A 17,300-nucleotide genomic window follows, 5' to 3' on the forward strand; every position below is an offset into this window, starting at 1 on the left:
GGCCACAACCAGTCAAGGAGGACGACGTGTCGGTGAGGAACGGCAGACCCCCGTTCGGGGAGCGTCCGATGGCCTAGCCCCCTGAGGCCCCGGTGCTGTCTGCCCAACGCCCGGGCCCGGCCTCGCGACCGATGCGGTGTGCCACCACCTCATCAACCGCCGGCCCAACGTCATCGCCCGACCTGCCAGTCGAGCGAGTCCCGGCGTCTCCGTTCCGGAGAGGCCGGGCGAAATCACTCCCACTCCGGAGCTCGCGCCCCTGCCAGGGGGCCTCGACGTTCCACAACGACACCGGGAACGGATCGCGTTCATGATGCAGCAGACGGCTGCCGCTTGTCACCCACCCCTGCCCGAATCATCCAGTTATGTCCTCTGCTTGAGCCTGCATCTCCACCTTCCGCCCCACGGTGCACGGGCCGGTGTCGCAGCACCTCCTCCGCGCCCGACGGCGGGCTCCATCGCTGTCTCAAGGATCTCTGCAGGGGCGCTGTGATCATGAACAGTGCGATAGCCGTCCTCCCCGCAGCAACCACTCTGCCTGTCCCTGCGCCCCTCCGCTCCCCCACTCCGAACACGGTCGTGCTGACCTCCCGGCGCACGTACCTGACGGGCCGACAGGCCAAGCCCTCCGCGGACGCACGCCCTGGGGCGCAGCCGCTGCCGCGGACCGGGCTCCTCGCCCCGCTCCCGCCCCTCTCGGCACGGATGCACAAGCTCCTCGTCCTCGGCGACCAGGATGCCGCGTACGCGAGGGGCAACCTCCAGCGCGGAGGGAGGAACACCGCCGCATCCGACCACGCCTGGGCCACCACCCGCGCCGTGGCCGCCGACGCCGTCCGCGCAGGATGGAACCGCGCCGCCTTCGTCCAGGTCATGCTCGACGGCCCCTACAAGGCCGGCCAGCACGCCCGCACCCTCCAGCACCGGCGCGGCTACGACAAGGCCGCCGCATGGCTCCAGCGAGCCTGGGACGGCGCCCAGCAGTACGTCCACTCCACCGACCCGCTCGCCACCCGCCAGGACTTCCACGCCGCCCTGGCCGCCTTCCGCTCCCGCATCGAGTGCACCCCCTGGAAGGGCATCACCGGCAAGACCGACCTGCGCAACCTCATCGCCCGCATGGACATCTGCGCCCAGGCCGGGAGTTGGGACCACACCGTTTCTGAACGCGACCTCGCCGAACGGATGGGCTGCAGCCGGACCACCGCCCACAACTCCAACCAACGCCTCCTCGACGCCAAGCTGCTGCGCCAGCTCGACAACGGCTCCCCCACCGAAGGTGCCGGCTGGATGCTCATCTCCCGCCTGCCTTCCACCACGTCTCACCACTGGTCCACCCCCAAAGGGCCGGAGGCTGGGGGGGCCATGAGTGGCTCAGCCGTGAGACAGACTGACACCGACGCCAACCTCGACTCCCGGACGGCGAGCCGGCTGATGCGCCTCGACGCCTTCGCCCACCACGGACTCGGCGGCAGCGGACTCGCCGTCCTTGCCTCCCTCGCCGAGCAGGACGGACAAAGCATCATCGAGCTCCAGGCCAGCGCCTCCATCTCCCGCCCGACCGCCTACCGACAGCTCGGCAAGCTCAAGAACCTCGGCCTCGTCCGCCACGAAGGAGAGCTCTACCACCTCTCCCCCGCCGCCCTGGAAGGCACCGGAGCGCCGACGCAGCACTGCCCCGACCCTGTAGCCAGCTGGACCGAGACCGCCGAGCGCCTGGGTACCGCCGGCACAGCAGAACGACGACGCCAACACCACGAGGCCCAACGAGACCACTGGCGCCTCGAACAAGTACGCCTCGCCGAGCGCCGCCGCGCCGCACAGCAGTCCCCCCTCCCCCACCCAGCCGTAGCTCTGCCCCAGTACGTGCGGGCCGACGGCTGCGCCATCGACCCCGCCACCGGCGAGGTCATCCCAGGGCTCTACGCCGCGTCGGACGGACGATGGGTCTGGGCGGAGCCGGAGGCGTGAGTGACCGAACGGACCGTTCAGCGCTCGTGAGCCAGCACCGTGCTGGTCCTCTGCAGGAAAACTTCCGGCGGCCCACCCCGGGAATGGGGGTGGGCCGCCGGAGGGCACAACGGTGAGGGCGTCAGCTGCCGCCCGCGGGTCGTTCCTTCCGCCCTGGCAGGTACCGGTTCAGGCACATGGCGACGAGCTTGTTTCGATCAGGAACCTTGGCCTCTTGAAGGGCACTGTCGAGTTCCGCCACCATCTCAGGATCCATTCGTACGTACAGGCTCTCCGACCCTGTACCGGCATAGTCCCGATCCTTCAGGGGCCGCACGCCACCAAATCGAGATGTCTTTCGATCAGGAACGGATGCTTTGACGACGACCTCCCAGCCCTCCTCGGCTCCCGCGTCCAACGCCTCCAGGATGAACTCCAGGTGCCCCTTGCGGGTGCGGCTGCTCGTAAGCGCCTGCGACTGAGCCTTGTCGAGACGCCGACGCACGCCTTCCGAAACCTGGAAACTCACCGGAACATCGGTCGACTCACCGCTATCTGGCTGCGGCTGCCTGCTGCGAGGGCGTTGCTGAGCACGACGGCGACGGGCAGGCTCCCGAGCCGGCTCATCGTCGTCCAGGGGCTGTGCTCCACCGCCAGAGTCTGCCGTGAGATCTTCAGTCTCAGGAGCACGAGCAGCAGGCGGAGCACTCGCCTCAGGATTCCTGCGACGCCCGCTCATCCCAGTGAGAGATGACAGGGAAGCTTGGGGAAAGAGGTCGTCTTCCCCTTCCTGGTTCGTGGTTGTCGCTTCGGTCTCAGTTGACATCGTCAGGACTCCTCAATCGCCTTCTTGATCTCAGCGGACCGAGCGATCACTTCGTCAGTGAGCTTGCGGTAGTCCTCGTGCACTGATCGCACAGTCTCCGGGAGGCTGGTGTCTCCCCCTTCCGCACGATCGAAGAGCGCCACCAGCGGCTCACCGTCCACGTCGCGCGACTCTTGGGCGACCGCCTCGCTGTGGCCGATGTTGGTGCGGAACTTGAAGTATCGCCCCTTGAGGATTTCCCGAAGGCGCTTCTCCGCCTTCTGATGAATCTGCGTCGACTTCCGCCCTGTGGCGAATAGCACCACTCCGAGGAGGGTGAGGAGCGGGTTGACCTTCCGCACCTTCTTGAACTGCTCGCTCATCTCCTTCACGCCATCGAGGGAGCCGTTGTCCGTCTTGGCAGGCGTGATGATCCATCGCCCCGCCCCCATGGCCAGACGCTGCAGCGGAGGGTTCTCCGGCGGTGTATCGATCAGGATGAAGTCGTAGTCGCCTGCGATTGGCAGCAAGCACTGGAGCAGGCGGAGGTCCGCGTTTGCGTCGTACTTGTCGCGGAGGCGGCGATACAGCGTCGCCACGTCGTCCTTCAACCACTCACCTCCACCCGGGACCAGGTCAAGGCCGGGGCGCACAGTGACGGGCTTGAGCGCCGTGCCAGCGTGCAGGGAGTCATAGAGACCCTTGCCGTGGTCGTTCTGTTCTTCACTGGCACCGAACTCGTGCACCGTCAGGTTCCCCTGAGCGTTGAGGTCGATGACCAGCACCCGAGCGTCAGGGTCGCCGGGGATGCCCTTACTCGGGTCCCCGCGACGCAACTTCTTGAGGATCATGAGGGCGAGGTTTGCCACCGTCGAGGTCTTGCCGGCCCCGCCTTTGTCGTTCGCGACGACGTAGACGTGCCACAAGTCCAGCCACGGCACCTCGACTGGATAGTCCTTGTCGTACTCGGTCAACACGATGCTCTGTGGCAAGGTCAGGCTCAACTCGTCATCCTCCGCTCAGGTCTGGAGCGGTCCCGCTCCACGCTTCGAGCCTGCTACCCCTGGGACATCCAGGGGCTAGCGATGGCACGCAGGACGCATTGAACCACGGCGATCACATCCAGGTGCTCACAACACGCAGACAAGGCCGCTCCAAATCCCGGAGCAGCCTGGTAGGGCCCGGCAGAACTACGCAAGGGGTCACCCACTGTCGTACCGCGCGATGCCGCTACGCGCTGTAACCGAGTCTCCCCAAGGTGCTCTCACGACGTGACGCCACGGCGACAGTCCGGATGGCTCACTTGCGGTTCAGCAACGTTTGCGAGTTTCATCAGCACGCATGAGGTTTGACCTGCACAAACGTCCTGCATTGCTTCCTGCATCACTACCTGCATGCCTTCCTTCACGCATCCTTGATGACACAGCGTTCCAACTGCTCTCGACACGAACCTACTGCACTGTGCCGCCACTCAAGAGGCATCTGCGTGATCACCGTGTGTAACGATCTTTGACAGGCTACGCCTGTGCACGTGTGGGTCACTCACTGGAGAACCTGCTTGTCCACCCTTTTCGACTCATCATGCCGTTAGGCATTAGTTACACCGTTACACGCAGTGTGCTACCTCAAATATGACAGCGGAATTGTTAATACGCGTTGAAGCATGAGCAGCAATGGAAGCTGACAATTTTGCTGATACTGAGTCGAACTCAGCAGGTCACAAACTAGTTAAACCGTAGTGGAGTAACTGACGTGGAAAGAGGTTCGTCAAGGCTAGCGGCAAAGGAAGTGAACCTGAAGTGTCACCTGAAGTCAGTTCTCCGTGAAGGAGCACCTGCATATTTCATTGGGCATCATGCGGGTAAACTTTTGATTGAGCCAGCTTTGACACGGTCGTCTGGCATCGAGGTAAACATACGGCTATCATCCCCGCGCACATTGAAGGGCTCACCTAGTCTTGGATCTATGTTGACTAACTGGGAGGGAGCGACATGTCTAGGGAAGTTGAGATCGATGGTACAACCTAGTTAGTAACAAATTGCGATTCAGGCTTTGCCACCGGGAGTTAGCTTCACGTCGCAACAGTAGGTCTTAGCCCTGCCCAACTTGCCTTCAACACATTTGCTTCTAGTGGCTTTACTCAACCTGCCTCCCATTACTTAGGAAAGGTCGGTGGCATGCCGTTGAAACAAGGGGGGTCCATTCCATTCACGTCAGGGTGTACACAGGAAAATTTTGCACACAGCGACCGTTCGCCCGCAAGTCAAATTGCCCCTTTTTGATGCATTTGACGAGGCCAGTAAACCGCCTCTGACCTGCGGAAATGCGCCTGGGCGTCCTATGGTCGATGCGCTGGGGTGATCCCCCCGGGAGCGTCTCTGAGGCCCTCACGCGGGCGTACAGGGCCTCAGAGAATCATCGACGGAGACGGCGGTGTCTGGTGGCAAGCTGGATCCCTCTCCGAAGCATGCGATCCACTGGAATCGGCCGTTCTTCCAGCGATGATCTCTACGTCCAGTGCCGCCGCGCTCACGTCAGCCACCGTCATCCGAGCACCCGAAGGACCGGGAGAGCGGCCCGCTGGGGTTCAGCACCTTCGTAGCCGGAAGCGCTCCCGGCGATCGCCCAGGAGCTCCCATCGCGCCGACCAACATGGCCCAGAAGCGCGCAGACACGGCGCGAGGCCAGGACCGAGTTCGCCCGCCGCCGCCGGAAGGCTCGAAAGCGGAATTCTTGCCCACCGTCTCGTGCGAGCCGAAGGGAGCCACGCTTCACGAAACGCAAGCCATCTTCTGGTGGAGACAACAGCGTGACACTTCACCGAGGGCATTGCCGATGCCCCTTGCGTGACCGGGGGGCATCGGCAATGCCGAGCCTCGCTTCTATGCCGTCAGGAGGCCCTCTGAGCGCTCGGAGGCAGCGAAGCACGCTGCCTCGGCCAACTGAGAACGCAGAAGTAAGGCCGCCCCGACTCTGGAAGGGCCTCGCAAGGGCTTCAGAGCAACGTAGAAGTCGAGCTACGCATGTGTCCGCGGCCAGCAACCGGTCTGCCACCGCAGAAAGGTCAAGCAGACCTCAGACCAGACGCTCCGCCGGCAATGTTGATTGACCGTCTCGCTTACGGGCAGCTTGAGGCCAGCCTCCCCTGACGGGTCGGGGATGGCGTGTGGATCGCCTCGATCGCTGCTAGCTGGGCCGGAGGCACTTCAAGAGCCGTCAGTCACCCGCAGCGAATGGCCGTCGTCACGGCGCACGTTCCCATGCACCGCCATGGGTCTGCTGCCATGCATCGTGGGGGAGGGGAGCCGGTGGCGGCTAGCCATCGCGCCAGTTGGCGACTTTCCACCTGCCTGAGCTCCTGGTGCGACATGCGAGTACCAGCACTCCACCACGACATGCCGGAAGAGCCAGATGGAACCGCCGAGCCCGCGAAGAGGCCGCCCACCGGCACGGTCCCTTCCGCCATGCAGCTCCTGTCGTGCAGTGGTGCCGCCTTCCATCTCGCAGGGTGCTCGCGCACCGGATTCGCTCCGAAGCTAAGGGCTCGATAGGGAGGTAGCAACATCAGTTGCCATCCTGGTTGACACTTCACGCCGACTGCTCATGTGCGCATCTTCAACGAGCGGGAAGCGGCGAGTCGGCGGGCGCTTTGCGGTCCCCTTGAGTCGGTAGTACTCGGGGCGGGGGAACCCGTCGGAGGTCTAAATTGCCCTATATATCCCATCTAGAAGCGCCCTCCGCGCCCCTCCTGACCTGCTCTTTTCGCGCAGGATCGACGATCTCGGGGACGGTGATGGAATTCCCCGTCCGGCGCGAGTTAGGCGCGCAGACGGGCTCCTGCGGCCTCTGAGGGGCGGCTCTGCGGGCTTGGCGACTGTAGAACATGCGGAATCAGGCTGGCGGCGCGGCAGGCGGCATCCGTAGACACTGGCCCGAGCGCAGGCCGGAGGGTACTTAGCGCGAGGCGACCCGATCGACGCGAGATCCGGCGAGACGAGTGTCGCGTCCACTGGTTGGCGACGCTCGTCGAGCGCGGCGCCCACATCGACAAGGGCCTCTGGGCGCCGACCGCGTACAGGTCGACGGCGGCCGGCCGTGATGGGCATCAGATGGTCCCGAGGCGCCGGTTTCGGACTTGCTTACACTCCATCGCCGGTCAGTCTGCTACCCCGACGGAAGGTCCCAGCGCGTGTAGCGGAGACGTCGCTCGGCTCCGTTGATGAGGTCCAGGACCTCGGTAGCGAGGAAGGCACGCTCGCCCCGCTCGCCCTTCACAGGGTCCTTTACCGTGAGGATGCCAGCCCCCACGAGCTCCTCCAGTGCACCTGATGCTGACGGGAAGGTGACCCCCAGGAGTGCCTCGGCGGCCCGAGCAGTAACGATGGGGACTCCCGGAAGTTGCTCCATGCAGCGGAGCACAGCCGCGCCCTTCCGTGGCTGAGGGCGAAGTCCTTCGCTCTCCCTGAAATCGGCCAGCCTGTGGTCCCACCGGAAGCGCATCTCGGCGAGCTCGTCGGTGAAGCGTTTGGCTTCCTCGACGGCATCCCTGGTGGCAGCGAGAAACACCCTGATCCATGCCTCCGTGCCTTCCGCTGCTGCCGTGCTGTCTGGAGCCCCTACGTAGCGGTAGGCGCTCAGGCCTGCGATGTACTCGGCCGGATGAGCGAGCAGAGACAGAGAGATCGGGAGAACGTGTCCTGTGGCGATTCGCTGTCGCGCCAACGCCGTGTGAATGAGTGCACGCCCAGTTCTCCCATTTCCGTCGAAATATGGGTGAATCGTCTCGAACTGCGCGTGCACCAGAGCAGCGTGAACCAGGGGGTGTGGGTGATCCTTCGACAAGAATGCGGCCAAGTCGTCCATAAGGTCCGGCACGGCTGAGGGTGGGGGAGGGACGAACTCGGCATTTCGTGGGCTCGTGATGTCTCCGCCCACCCAGCTCTGCTTGTCTCTCGGTCGTCCTGACAGTTCGGAGACTTCTGTGCCAGCGAACAGTGCTGCTTGCAGAGCATGGATGTCATCTGCCGTTACGGCTGAGGTTTGAGTCAGAGTCGACACTGCCTCCCTCAGCGTGAGCACGTTGTTGACAACCTCACGCGCGCCCTCGCCGATCCCCTTGGCGCTTGCCGCCTCGCCCGGCTTCCTGCCCATCATCAGCTCCAAGAGCGCGATGGCTCGTGCCGAGGCCACGACTCCTTCGATCCGGGACGAGGCGACGGCCTCACTACGCAGAAGGAAGCGAGCGAAGGACTCGAGGTGCGGGCTCGTCGGCTCTGCGGCGTTGAGTTCGCGTACGAGCGCCTCGACCTCCGCAACCTCGGCGGCCAGCTCCTTCGAGAGGCGTACAGGGCGACCGAGAAGCAGGTCGGGCATGTAGGTAGCGAACGCCAACGGGACACGCTCCAAGGTAGAACCAGCACCGGCATCGTTAAAGGATAGTGTGTGCCTTGTGAGATTGAAGGTGACGCAGACCTCCAACGAGCCGGTGGCGAGTAGCCCTGAGCTCTTGGTCAGCGTCCCACGCTTCCGGGCGGGTCTCATGCCGGCGCAGCCACGCCGTGCAGAGGCTCAGCGAGATGGTGCTCCAGCCAGGGCCGTCTGTGCTCTCCGCCCACGACGCACGAAAGGCGACCCATCAGGTCGCCTTCATTGCGGTTCAGCCGAGCCGTTCATGGCCCAGGGAGCCACCCTGGGCACCTTCACCTCACTGCTCTCAACAAATCCGGGGCGAGTCGCGGGGCCAACCGTGATCGCCGCCAAGGGAGGAGTCCTTCAACCCAACTAGCCACACCGTCCCGACACCTGGATGGAGCCGAGTCGCCGCGAGCGACAGCCAACTGAAGATCGCTGCCACCCGCTGACCTGCGAAAACGCTGACACAGGTCGAGCGGCGGGTTGCGTTTTGCCTTCACCCCTTTGAGTTCTGGAGCAAATCATAGCCACCAGCCAAAGGGCTAGTCTCCTATTGCCTTCTTACGGCGCGTCAACGCCTGCTTCAGAGACTGCCCCCTCCCTGATTCCTCATGCCTCCGCAGGCCCGGCAGCGGAGTGCGTGAGCGCCTCGACCACCCCTGGCCATCGGCGTGTCTCGCTATCGGCACGGAGGGGTGGGGACGATCTCCGAGAAGTCCCACTGTGGCTCCGCAGGAAGCCTTCAATCTCGGGGCGAGCCACGCGACTGATCCTGGAGGGCGATACTCGTGGCCGGTACGTCACCGGTGACGACGACGCCGACGGCTACCGGATCACCATGGCCATCGCTGTGGCGTGTTCACAGCCTGGCCGCGAGTGGCGACCTGCTGACCTGGTCGAGGCATTGGTCCAACGTCCCTCTGGAGGCGGGGAGTGGGTCCGGCGTCTACGGGTTCGCAAGGGCGACGAGTACGTCGTCCAGAAGCTCGCTGGCATGCTCTCCCGCGCGCGTGACTTCGTCGCCTCCAGCTCGCCCATCCAATCTCGTCCCGACGCCGGCATCGCTCTCGCCGAACACCGTACGTACGTCGAGAACTTGCCTCGGTGGGGCCGCAGCTACCCAACAGACATCAAGAACCTGCTAGCCCGACTGTCCATCGCAGAACAGGCAGGCGGCTTCGAGCACACTCTCTCGGTTCGTCAGCTTGCAGAGCTGATGGGCAGCGCCGACTCGACCGCCCAGTTGTCAAACAAGCGCCTCCAAGAGCGAGGCCTGCTCCGCCAGCTCGACCATGGGAACGAGTCAGACTCAGCCACCTGGCTGCTCACTCGGCCTCTCCATGTCCAAGACACAGACACACGAAGCGAAGTCGGTACAGTCACCGCCCCCCCTCCCCGGCAGATGGGGCGTGTACCGGATTCGCTCGTCTTTGCGGCGATCATGGCGCATGACGCCTTCCACTACTTCGCGCATGGGGTGACGGGGGCCCGGATTCTGGCGGCCCTGGATGTGACGGAGGGGGCCTCAGTCTCGGAGTTGGCTCAAGGCTGTGGTCACCACCCCACCACGGTACGAAGGCGGCTTCGGGCCCTGGAGGAGGACGGATTGGTGGTGGAGCTGGAAGGGCTGTACTACCTCTCTGACCTGGAGATTTCGCATCATCAGTTGGACGCCGCAGCAGAGAGGGCAGGCACCTCGGGTCGTGCTGAACTAAGGCGGTCTCGGCATCAGCAGCAGAGGGAGGGCTTTCGTCTGTGGACCGCTGCACGGCGGCAGGCTGCGTCGAGGGGGTGGATGCCTACCCCCTCCGTACCGGAGCAGGTGCAGATGGCGTTTCAACAAGGGCGCCCGGTACCTGGATGGGAGGGATGGAACGTCAGTGACCCGATGAGGCCGGTATGGATCGGCAACGTGGCGTGAAAGTGCAGACAGGCGGAGGGTCACTACCGAGAATCCAGTGGCGCCTGCAGTACGATCATGCACCGGGTGCCCGTATTGCCCTTTTTAGGAGCTTCATCCTTAAGCCCGCTGGCCATCCGTTAAAGGAAACACGGAGGGGCTCTCCCTTTCCTTTAACGAGCTACCCATAGGGACAAGGTTCTGCGGCGAGAGGCGTGCCGGGCCCGAGGAGCGGATGCCGCGAGCAGGGACCCGTCCCGTAGCAGGGAACGAAGCATGAAGTCCGAGGCCAATCGCTCCCGCGTCGCGGGACCAAGAAGCGCGCGCCCGTTTCTGCCCTCTCTGTCCACCAAGCATCGGTTGCTGGCGGCGTAGGAGGAGCCTCTCTTAGTCCTTGATCGTTCTGCGCTGCCCACCGGACGTGGGGAGTGTGGACGTGAATCAGTACGGGCGGCTCGCGCAGCAGCACTGGCAGGAGTTCCGGCCCGGGAGCATCGCGGAGATCGATGACCCCGAGGCCTTCTTCACTGAGCTGGGCGGCGATGTCCAGGACGAGGTGCGGATCCGCTGGACTGCTGAGCGTGTGACTTCGCTGGCGCCTGCGGGGGAGTCCTTCCTTGAGCGGGTCGGCCGTCTGCAGCAGCTACGCCATGACGCCGAGCGCGAGGTGCTGCGCGAGCTGGTTCTCCTGCCTGCCGAGGACGACGTCGACCTGGCCGACGACCCGCACCTCACCGAAGCCGAGGTGGCCGAGGAGCAGTGGCGGGAGCAGCACCTTCACGACCTGCTGGCCGGTCGCAGTCGGCCGGGGGACTTCAGCGCCGCGGAGCGTGAACGGCTTCGTGCGGGTGCTGTGCCCCGTCTGCTGGAGCTCACCGGGCTCTCGGATGAGGACCTGGCCCGGCAGGGGCTGCTCTGATGGCGGCGCAGGAGGGGGCGTTCCGCCCCGAGAGCCAGAACGATCTTGCTCCGGCGATGGCGATGCCGCGGCTGGAGGCCAACCTCGCTGCGCTGCGTGTTCTGCGCCGGATTCAGGGCGAGGAGCGGGAAGCGACCGATGAAGAGCGTCGGGTCCTGGCCCGGTGGTCGTCGTGGGGTGCCCTGCCGAACGTCTTCGACCCGTCGCGCGAACGCACCAAGGCCCGTCGTCAGAAGTACGAAGCGGCCCAGGCCGAGCTGCGGGAGCTGCTCAGCGAGAAGGAGTACGCCGCCGCGCTGCGGACCACACTGAACGCGCACTACACGGACGCGGCGTTCGTCGAGGTGATCTGGCGGGCGTTGCAGGCGCTCGGGTTCAAGGGCGGCCGCGTTCTGGAGCCGGGCTCTGGCGTCGGCACTTTCGTCGGGATGGCCCCCGAGGGGGCTGAGATGACCGGTGTAGAGCTCGACCCGGTGACCGCGGCGATCAGCCAGGCCCTGTACCCGCAGGCCCGGATCGTGAACGAGGGCTTCGAGAAGTCGCGGGTCAAGACCGGCGAATACGACGCGGCGATCGGCAACGTGCCCTTCCACTCCGCCCGGCTCAACGACCCTCGGCACAACCCCGGCAACTTCCCGATGCACGACCACTTCATCATCAAGGCCCTCGAAGGGGTGCGGGTCGGGGGAGTGGCCGCGTTCATCACCTCCACCGGCACCCTCGACAAGTCCTCCAAGGCCGCCCGCGCGGAGATGGGCGAGCTCGCGGATCTGGTGTGCGCGATCCGGCTGCCCAACGGCGCGCACGCCGCGGCCGCCGGCACCGAAGTCGCGACCGACCTGCTGGTCTTCCGCCGCAAGGCGCCCTCCCACAAGAAGCAGGGCAAGGCCTTCGCGAAGACCGAAGAGGTCAAGGCCTCCGACGACAAGCGGATGGACGTCAACGAGTACTTCCAAGCCCATCCGCGCAACGTGCTGGGCACCCTGGTGCCCGGGCGTGCCCGGGGCGGCAAGCACCGGCCGGAGGTCCGCGCCGGCAGCGGTGACACCGCCGCGCGCCTGGACAGGGAGCTGCAGCGGGAGATCGCGGCGGCCGTCGAGGCCGGTCTGGGGATGACCGAGAACCCGGCCCGGCGTGAGGAGGAGGTCCAGGGCCCCGACGCGCGGGAGCTGTTCGGCGAGAACGCCGAACGGTTCGACGGGCGCATCATCGAGCTCGACGACGGGAGCTTCTGGTCGGCGCGGCTGGAGGACAGCGAACCGCACCCCTGCCCCAAGACCCAGCGTGACGAGCTGCGGGCTCTGCTGCTGATACGTGACGCGGTCTCCGAGCTCCTGGACGCCGAGACCTCGCCGGACGCCGATGACGCCTGGCTGACCTTCCTACGCTCGACCCTGAACGCGCACTACGAGGCGTACGTCGAGGAATACGGGCCGGTCAGCCGGTTCACCCGGCAGGAGCGCACCCGCAAGCTCACCTGGGACGACGTGCCCGAGGAGCTGTCCGAGCAGCTGATGGACGCGGCCCTGGAGGTGACGGGCCGGCTCGGCTCGAAGCAGCAGGCCGCGATCGACAACCTCGGCGACGGCGTGATGACCGAAGCCGACCTGCAGGTCCTGCTCGGCTGGGACGCCACCAAGGCCCCGGCCGCGCTGCGCGAGGCGCTGGCCGAAGTGCAGGCGGTGCGCGATGAGCTGCGCGACGCCGGGAAGCTCAAGGTCTGGGCGCGGGTCCCGCCGCCGCAGGGCGGCTTCGCCGACGACCCGCACGCCCCCCTCGTCTACGCGCTCGAGGACTACGACGAGGAAACGGGCACCGCCCGCAAGTCCGAGATCTTCACCCAGCGCGTCGCCGCGCCGCGCACCTTGCCCGAGAAGGCCGAGACGCCCGAAGAGGCCGCCGCGATCAGCCTCGACCTGCACGGGACGATACGCCTCGACGTCATCGCCCGGCTGCTTGAGCTGGACAGTGAGGCAGCGGCGCGCGACGCGCTGATCGGAGTGGTCTTCGAGGAGCCCCACACCGGGCGCCTGGTCCCGGCCGCCGAGTACCTGTCGGGCAACGTCCGCCTCAAGCTCACCCAGGCCCAGGACGCCGCCGCCGTCGATCAGCGGTTCATCGCGAACGTCGCCGCGCTCAACGAGGTGCAGCCCGAGGACGTGCCGCCCGGCGAGATCCGCGTCAAGCTCGGCGCCCCCTGGGTGGACGCCTCCTACGTTCAGGAGTTCCTGCGCGGCCTGCTGCGCGATAAGTCGATCAAGGTGGAGCGGGCGGCCGGGTCCACGTGGACGGTCGACTGCCACAACGAGAACGACGTCATGATGACCGCGGTCTGGGGCACCCAGGAGATGAACGCGGTCCAGATCGTGCGCGCCCTGCTCAACCAGCGGCCCATCCGGATCGTCCCCACCTTCCCCGACGAGGCCACCGCCGCGGAGAAGGCCCAGATACGGGCCGAGGCGATGACCGCGACGACCGTCGCCAACAAATACGCGGAGAAGATCAACGAGGAGTTCCGCAACTGGCTGTGGAAGGACGAGGAGCGCGCCGAGCACCTCGCCGGCCTCTACAACACCCGCTTCAACAGCTTCGTCCTGCGCAACTACGACGACGCCCCGAAGCTGTCCTTCCCGGGCCTGTCCACCGAGTTCACCCCCCGCCCGCACCAGCAGGCCGCGGTCTCCCGCATCCTCAACGAACCCTCGGCGCTGCTCGCCCACGAGGTCGGCGCCGGCAAGACGCTCGAGATGTCCATGGGCGCCATGGAACTGCGCCGCCTCGGCCTCGCGCGCAAGCCGGCGATCGTCGTCCCGAACCACATGGCGGAGCAGTGGACGCGGGAATTCCTGCAGGCCTACCCCGGCGCGAAGGTACTGACCGCCTCCACCAAGGACCTGTCCACCCGCCGCAAGCGCAAGCGGTTCGCGGCCAAGGCCGCCACCGGCGACTGGGACGCGATCATCATGACGTACGGCGTCATGAAGGCGATCCCGCTCTCCGCGGCCGAGCACGAGAACTACATCGCCAACCAGCTCGCCGACTTCGAACGCGACCTCCAGCGGCGCCGCGCCGCGATCATCGCCAAGGGCGAAGACCCCGAGAAAGACGACACCGTCAAGGAGGTCGAGGGCAAGAAGCTCGTCCGCGAACAGGCCCTGCGCGCCCGGATGCGCTCCATCCGCGAAGGCGGCCTGTCGTGGGAGCAGCTCGGCATCGACTACCTGTTCGTCGACGAGATCCACAACTTCAAGAACCTGTACAACCCGTCCAACAACGCCGGGTTGAGCATTGCCGGGTCGATCCGCGCGACCGACCTGCACATGAAGCTCGAGTACATGCGGGGCAAGTACGGGGCCCGCGTGATCACCGGCGCGTCCGCGACCCCAGTGGTCAACAGCATCGCCGAGGCGTACGTGTGGATGAAGCTGCTGCGCCCCGACATCCTCGAAGCCGAGGGCCTGGAGAACTTCGACGACTGGGTCGCCAACCACGCCGAGATCGACACCAAGATCGAAATCGCCCCCGAGGGCGGCCTGCAGACCAAGTCCCGGTTCGCGCGCTTCACCAACATGCCCGAACTGCTCACCGCCTGGTGGGTGCCCACCGACGTCAAGACCGCCGAAGACCTCGGGCTCCCCGTGCCCGACGTGTACAAGGGCGGCCCGCAGATCATCAACTGCCCGCCCACCAGCGTGAACGCCGAGATCGCCGAGAAGGCCCGCAGCCGGGCCCGCGACATCCGCTCCCGCGCGGTCGACCCCAGCGAAGACAACATGCTCAAGCTGGCGTCCTGGATGCGGCAGGCCGCCCTCGACCCGCGGCTGATCGGCTACGCCCTCGAAGACGGCGAGCAGACGAAGATCTCGATCGCCGCCGACAAGATCGCCGAGCTGTACTTCAAGCACAAGGACGACGTCTACCAGGGCCCCAAGGACGCGGCCCCCGACGAACTCCCCGGGTCCTTGCAGCTGGTCTTCGCCGACCTGGGCACCCCCTCCAAGGACGCCCTCAAGCAGGGCAAGTGGACCGTCTACGACGGGCTCTTCATGGAGCTCGCCGCCCGCGGCGTGCCCACCGACGGCATCCGCTTCATGCAGGAAGCCCAGAGCGACCGGGAGAAGGCCGCCCTCTTCCGCGACGCCCGCAACGGCAAGATCTCCGTGCTCATCGGCAGCACGGAAACCATGGGAACCGGGACAAATGTGCAGCGGCGTGCGATCGCCGTGCACCACCTGGACTGCCCCTGGCGCCCCGTCGACCTGCACCAGCGCACCGGCCGCGTCGTCCGCCAGAAGAACCTGAACTACGACCTCCAGCGCGAGGTCCACGTCTACAACTACGTCACCGAGAACTCCTTCGACGCCTACGTGTGGCAACTCGTCCTGGGCAAGGCCAAGTTCATCCAGCAGCTGATGAGCGGCAAGCTCACCGACCGCACCATCGAAGACATCGCGATGGACCTCAACGAGTACATGGTCGAGGCCGTCGCCATGGGCGCCGGCGACCCGCGCCTGCAGCAAGTGGGAACCCTGCAGAACGAGATCCTCGGCATGGAAGCCGAGAAGCACGCCCACAACGCCGCCCAGTACGGCCTGCGCCACACCATCGACACCGAGACCCTGCGCGCCGAGCAGCTCGAAGCCGGCATCTCGCTGCTCACCACCGTCCTCGGCGACGCCACCACGCCCGGCACCCGCCGCTCCACCCGCGACACCGACTTCTCCATGACCGTGGTGGGGCCCACCGGCACCACGCGCACCTACACCAAGCGCAAGGAGGCCGCAGCCGCCCTCCAGTTCCGTCTCGTCGACGCCATCGACGAGCTGCGCGGCCAGCGCAACCCCCCGCCACTGGAGATCGCCGAACTCGGCGGCGTGCCCATCTTCGCCCGACTGGACTTCCTCGACCTCCACCTCGACTTCGGCGCCGGACAGTCCGTACCCGTCGACCGCAAGAAGCTCACCGCCGATCCCGCCTCCGTCTCCGGCACCATCCAGTCCCTGGAATACCGCCTCGCCCACCTCGAAGACGACCTCGCCCTGGCCCAGGAACAGCACGCCCACGCGCTCGCCGAAGTCGCCAACGCGCAGTCCTACCTCGGCACCGTCTACCACGACGACGACAACCTCGTGGAGGCCAAGGCGAAGCTGGCCGCCCTGATGGCCGAGCTGGAGACCGAAGCCCCGGTGCAGAGCAGCGGCCCAGCCGGTGGCGTTCCCAGCTACGCGGGCGGCGCCGAGGACGGAGCAGCCATGGCCCGCTCCGGCGGGGGAGGAGGGGGAGGCGGACGCTCCCGCAGCCGCTCCGGAACAGGCAGCGGAGGCGCCGGAGCGTCCGCCGACGGCCCCGCCCCAGCCGACGATCAGCAGGAGGACTTCCCGCACTACACCGACCGCCTCGGCACGTGGATCGCTGAGCGGCTGATGGCCGAAGCCCTGCGCGCGGTCATCGAATCCCACCCCGACGCGGCCACCAGCCCCGGTGCCCGCAAGCTCACCAAAGCCCTCGCCCAGCTGCACGAGGAAAGCCGCAGCCTGCGCGAAAAGCGCCTGGCCGGCGAGGTGCTGGCACCGGCCGCCGCGATCGTGCCGCCCGAGCTGTGGCGCACCGCCATCGAGGACGCCACCAAGGCGCTCGGCAAGAACAACCCCATGGCCACCGATCTCAAGCGGCTCGGCCGCCTGGCCGCCCAGCACGAACAGCGGTGGACCGCCACCCTGGACAGCCCCGCCGCGCTGGCCCAGTGGGAGGACTCCGACGAACCCCGCCCGGACCAGTCCGGCGCCGAGGACGGCCGCGAGTACGTCCGCCTCGACGACCTGGGCCTGTCCGCCAAGTACACCGTGGGCACCGAAACTCTCGCCGCCCACGCCCTGCTGCGCCGCCTCATGCAGGACAGCCCCGTCCTGCACGCCGTCACCAGCCAGGGCCGCCAGCTCACCGCCCGCCGCCGCGACAGCTCACGCCTCGAAGCCGTCTCCAACGACGCCCGCCTCACCGGCCTGGCCCGCCGCGCCGCACCGTCCACCACCACCGAGGCCGGCGCCGACGAGCCTCCAACCGAGAGCCCGGTCGCAGGAGGTTCGGTCGAAGCCACCCCGCCACCCACCGCGTCCAGGCCTCGGCGCGATGCCGCCACTCCGGCGCCCGCCGACGAGGCGGCTCCCGCCCCGGCAGCGCCGCAGCCGCCCGCCACCGCGCCGTCGCCGACACCGGTGCCCGTGTTCACCACGCAGAAGGAGTGGGACGACGCCTTCGTCCGGGTGGATGCCGCCGAGATCGCGCTCAGCGCCGCCGCCTGGGAGACCTGGGAC

9 protein-coding genes are annotated in these 17,300 nt (G+C 66.6%); 4 read left to right on the forward strand and 5 right to left on the reverse strand.

What is annotated here, in order from left to right:
- Window positions 1-579: 579 nt before the first annotated feature.
- A complete protein-coding gene (locus tag P3H78_RS31780; protein WP_276112655.1) occupies window positions 580-1,971 on the forward strand; it encodes a helix-turn-helix domain-containing protein in 1,392 nt (463 codons plus the stop codon).
- A gap of 121 nt (window positions 1,972-2,092) precedes the next feature.
- Here the strand turns inward: P3H78_RS31780 and P3H78_RS31785 are convergent, their stop codons facing one another.
- From P3H78_RS31785 to P3H78_RS31805, 5 genes are all read right to left on the reverse strand, one after another.
- Window positions 2,093-2,479, reverse strand: coding sequence for a hypothetical protein (locus P3H78_RS31785; RefSeq protein WP_276112656.1), 387 nt, complete (start codon window positions 2,477-2,479; stop codon window positions 2,093-2,095).
- Window positions 2,476-2,658 carry a hypothetical protein gene (locus tag P3H78_RS31790; RefSeq protein WP_276112657.1) on the reverse strand — a complete coding sequence of 61 codons (183 nt, stop codon included), beginning with the start codon at window positions 2,656-2,658 and terminating at the stop codon, window positions 2,476-2,478. The genes P3H78_RS31785 and P3H78_RS31790 overlap by 4 nt, the downstream gene beginning before the upstream one ends.
- 120 nt (window positions 2,659-2,778) lie before the next feature.
- Window positions 2,779-3,759 carry a ParA family protein gene (locus P3H78_RS31795; RefSeq protein ID WP_276112658.1) on the reverse strand — a complete coding sequence of 327 codons (981 nt, stop codon included), beginning with the start codon at window positions 3,757-3,759 and terminating at the stop codon, window positions 2,779-2,781.
- A gap of 260 nt (window positions 3,760-4,019) precedes the next feature.
- Window positions 4,020-4,163 carry a hypothetical protein gene (locus tag P3H78_RS31800; RefSeq protein ID WP_276112659.1) on the reverse strand — a complete coding sequence of 48 codons (144 nt, stop codon included), beginning with the start codon at window positions 4,161-4,163 and terminating at the stop codon, window positions 4,020-4,022.
- 2,756 nt (window positions 4,164-6,919) lie between these two features.
- On the reverse strand, window positions 6,920-8,128 hold the full coding sequence (locus P3H78_RS31805) for a Fic family protein (protein ID WP_276112660.1): 1,209 nt from the start codon (window positions 8,126-8,128) through the stop codon (window positions 6,920-6,922).
- Window positions 8,129-9,161: 1,033 nt separating this feature from the next.
- Here P3H78_RS31805 and P3H78_RS31810 point away from each other — a divergent pair.
- The 3 genes from P3H78_RS31810 to P3H78_RS31820 form a co-directional block, all read left to right on the forward strand.
- A complete protein-coding gene (locus P3H78_RS31810; RefSeq protein WP_276112661.1) occupies window positions 9,162-10,088 on the forward strand; it encodes a winged helix-turn-helix domain-containing protein in 927 nt (308 codons plus the stop codon).
- Between the two features lie 415 nt (window positions 10,089-10,503).
- A complete protein-coding gene (locus tag P3H78_RS31815) occupies window positions 10,504-10,986 on the forward strand; it encodes an amidase (protein ID WP_276112662.1) in 483 nt (160 codons plus the stop codon).
- A partial coding sequence (locus P3H78_RS31820; RefSeq protein ID WP_276112663.1) for a helicase-like domain-containing protein occupies window positions 10,986-17,300 on the forward strand: 6,315 nt, incomplete at its 3' end. The genes P3H78_RS31815 and P3H78_RS31820, both read left to right, overlap by 1 nt.

Source organism: Streptomyces tropicalis (genome assembly GCF_029269835.1).
GTDB lineage: Bacteria > Actinomycetota > Actinomycetes > Streptomycetales > Streptomycetaceae > Streptomyces > Streptomyces tropicalis.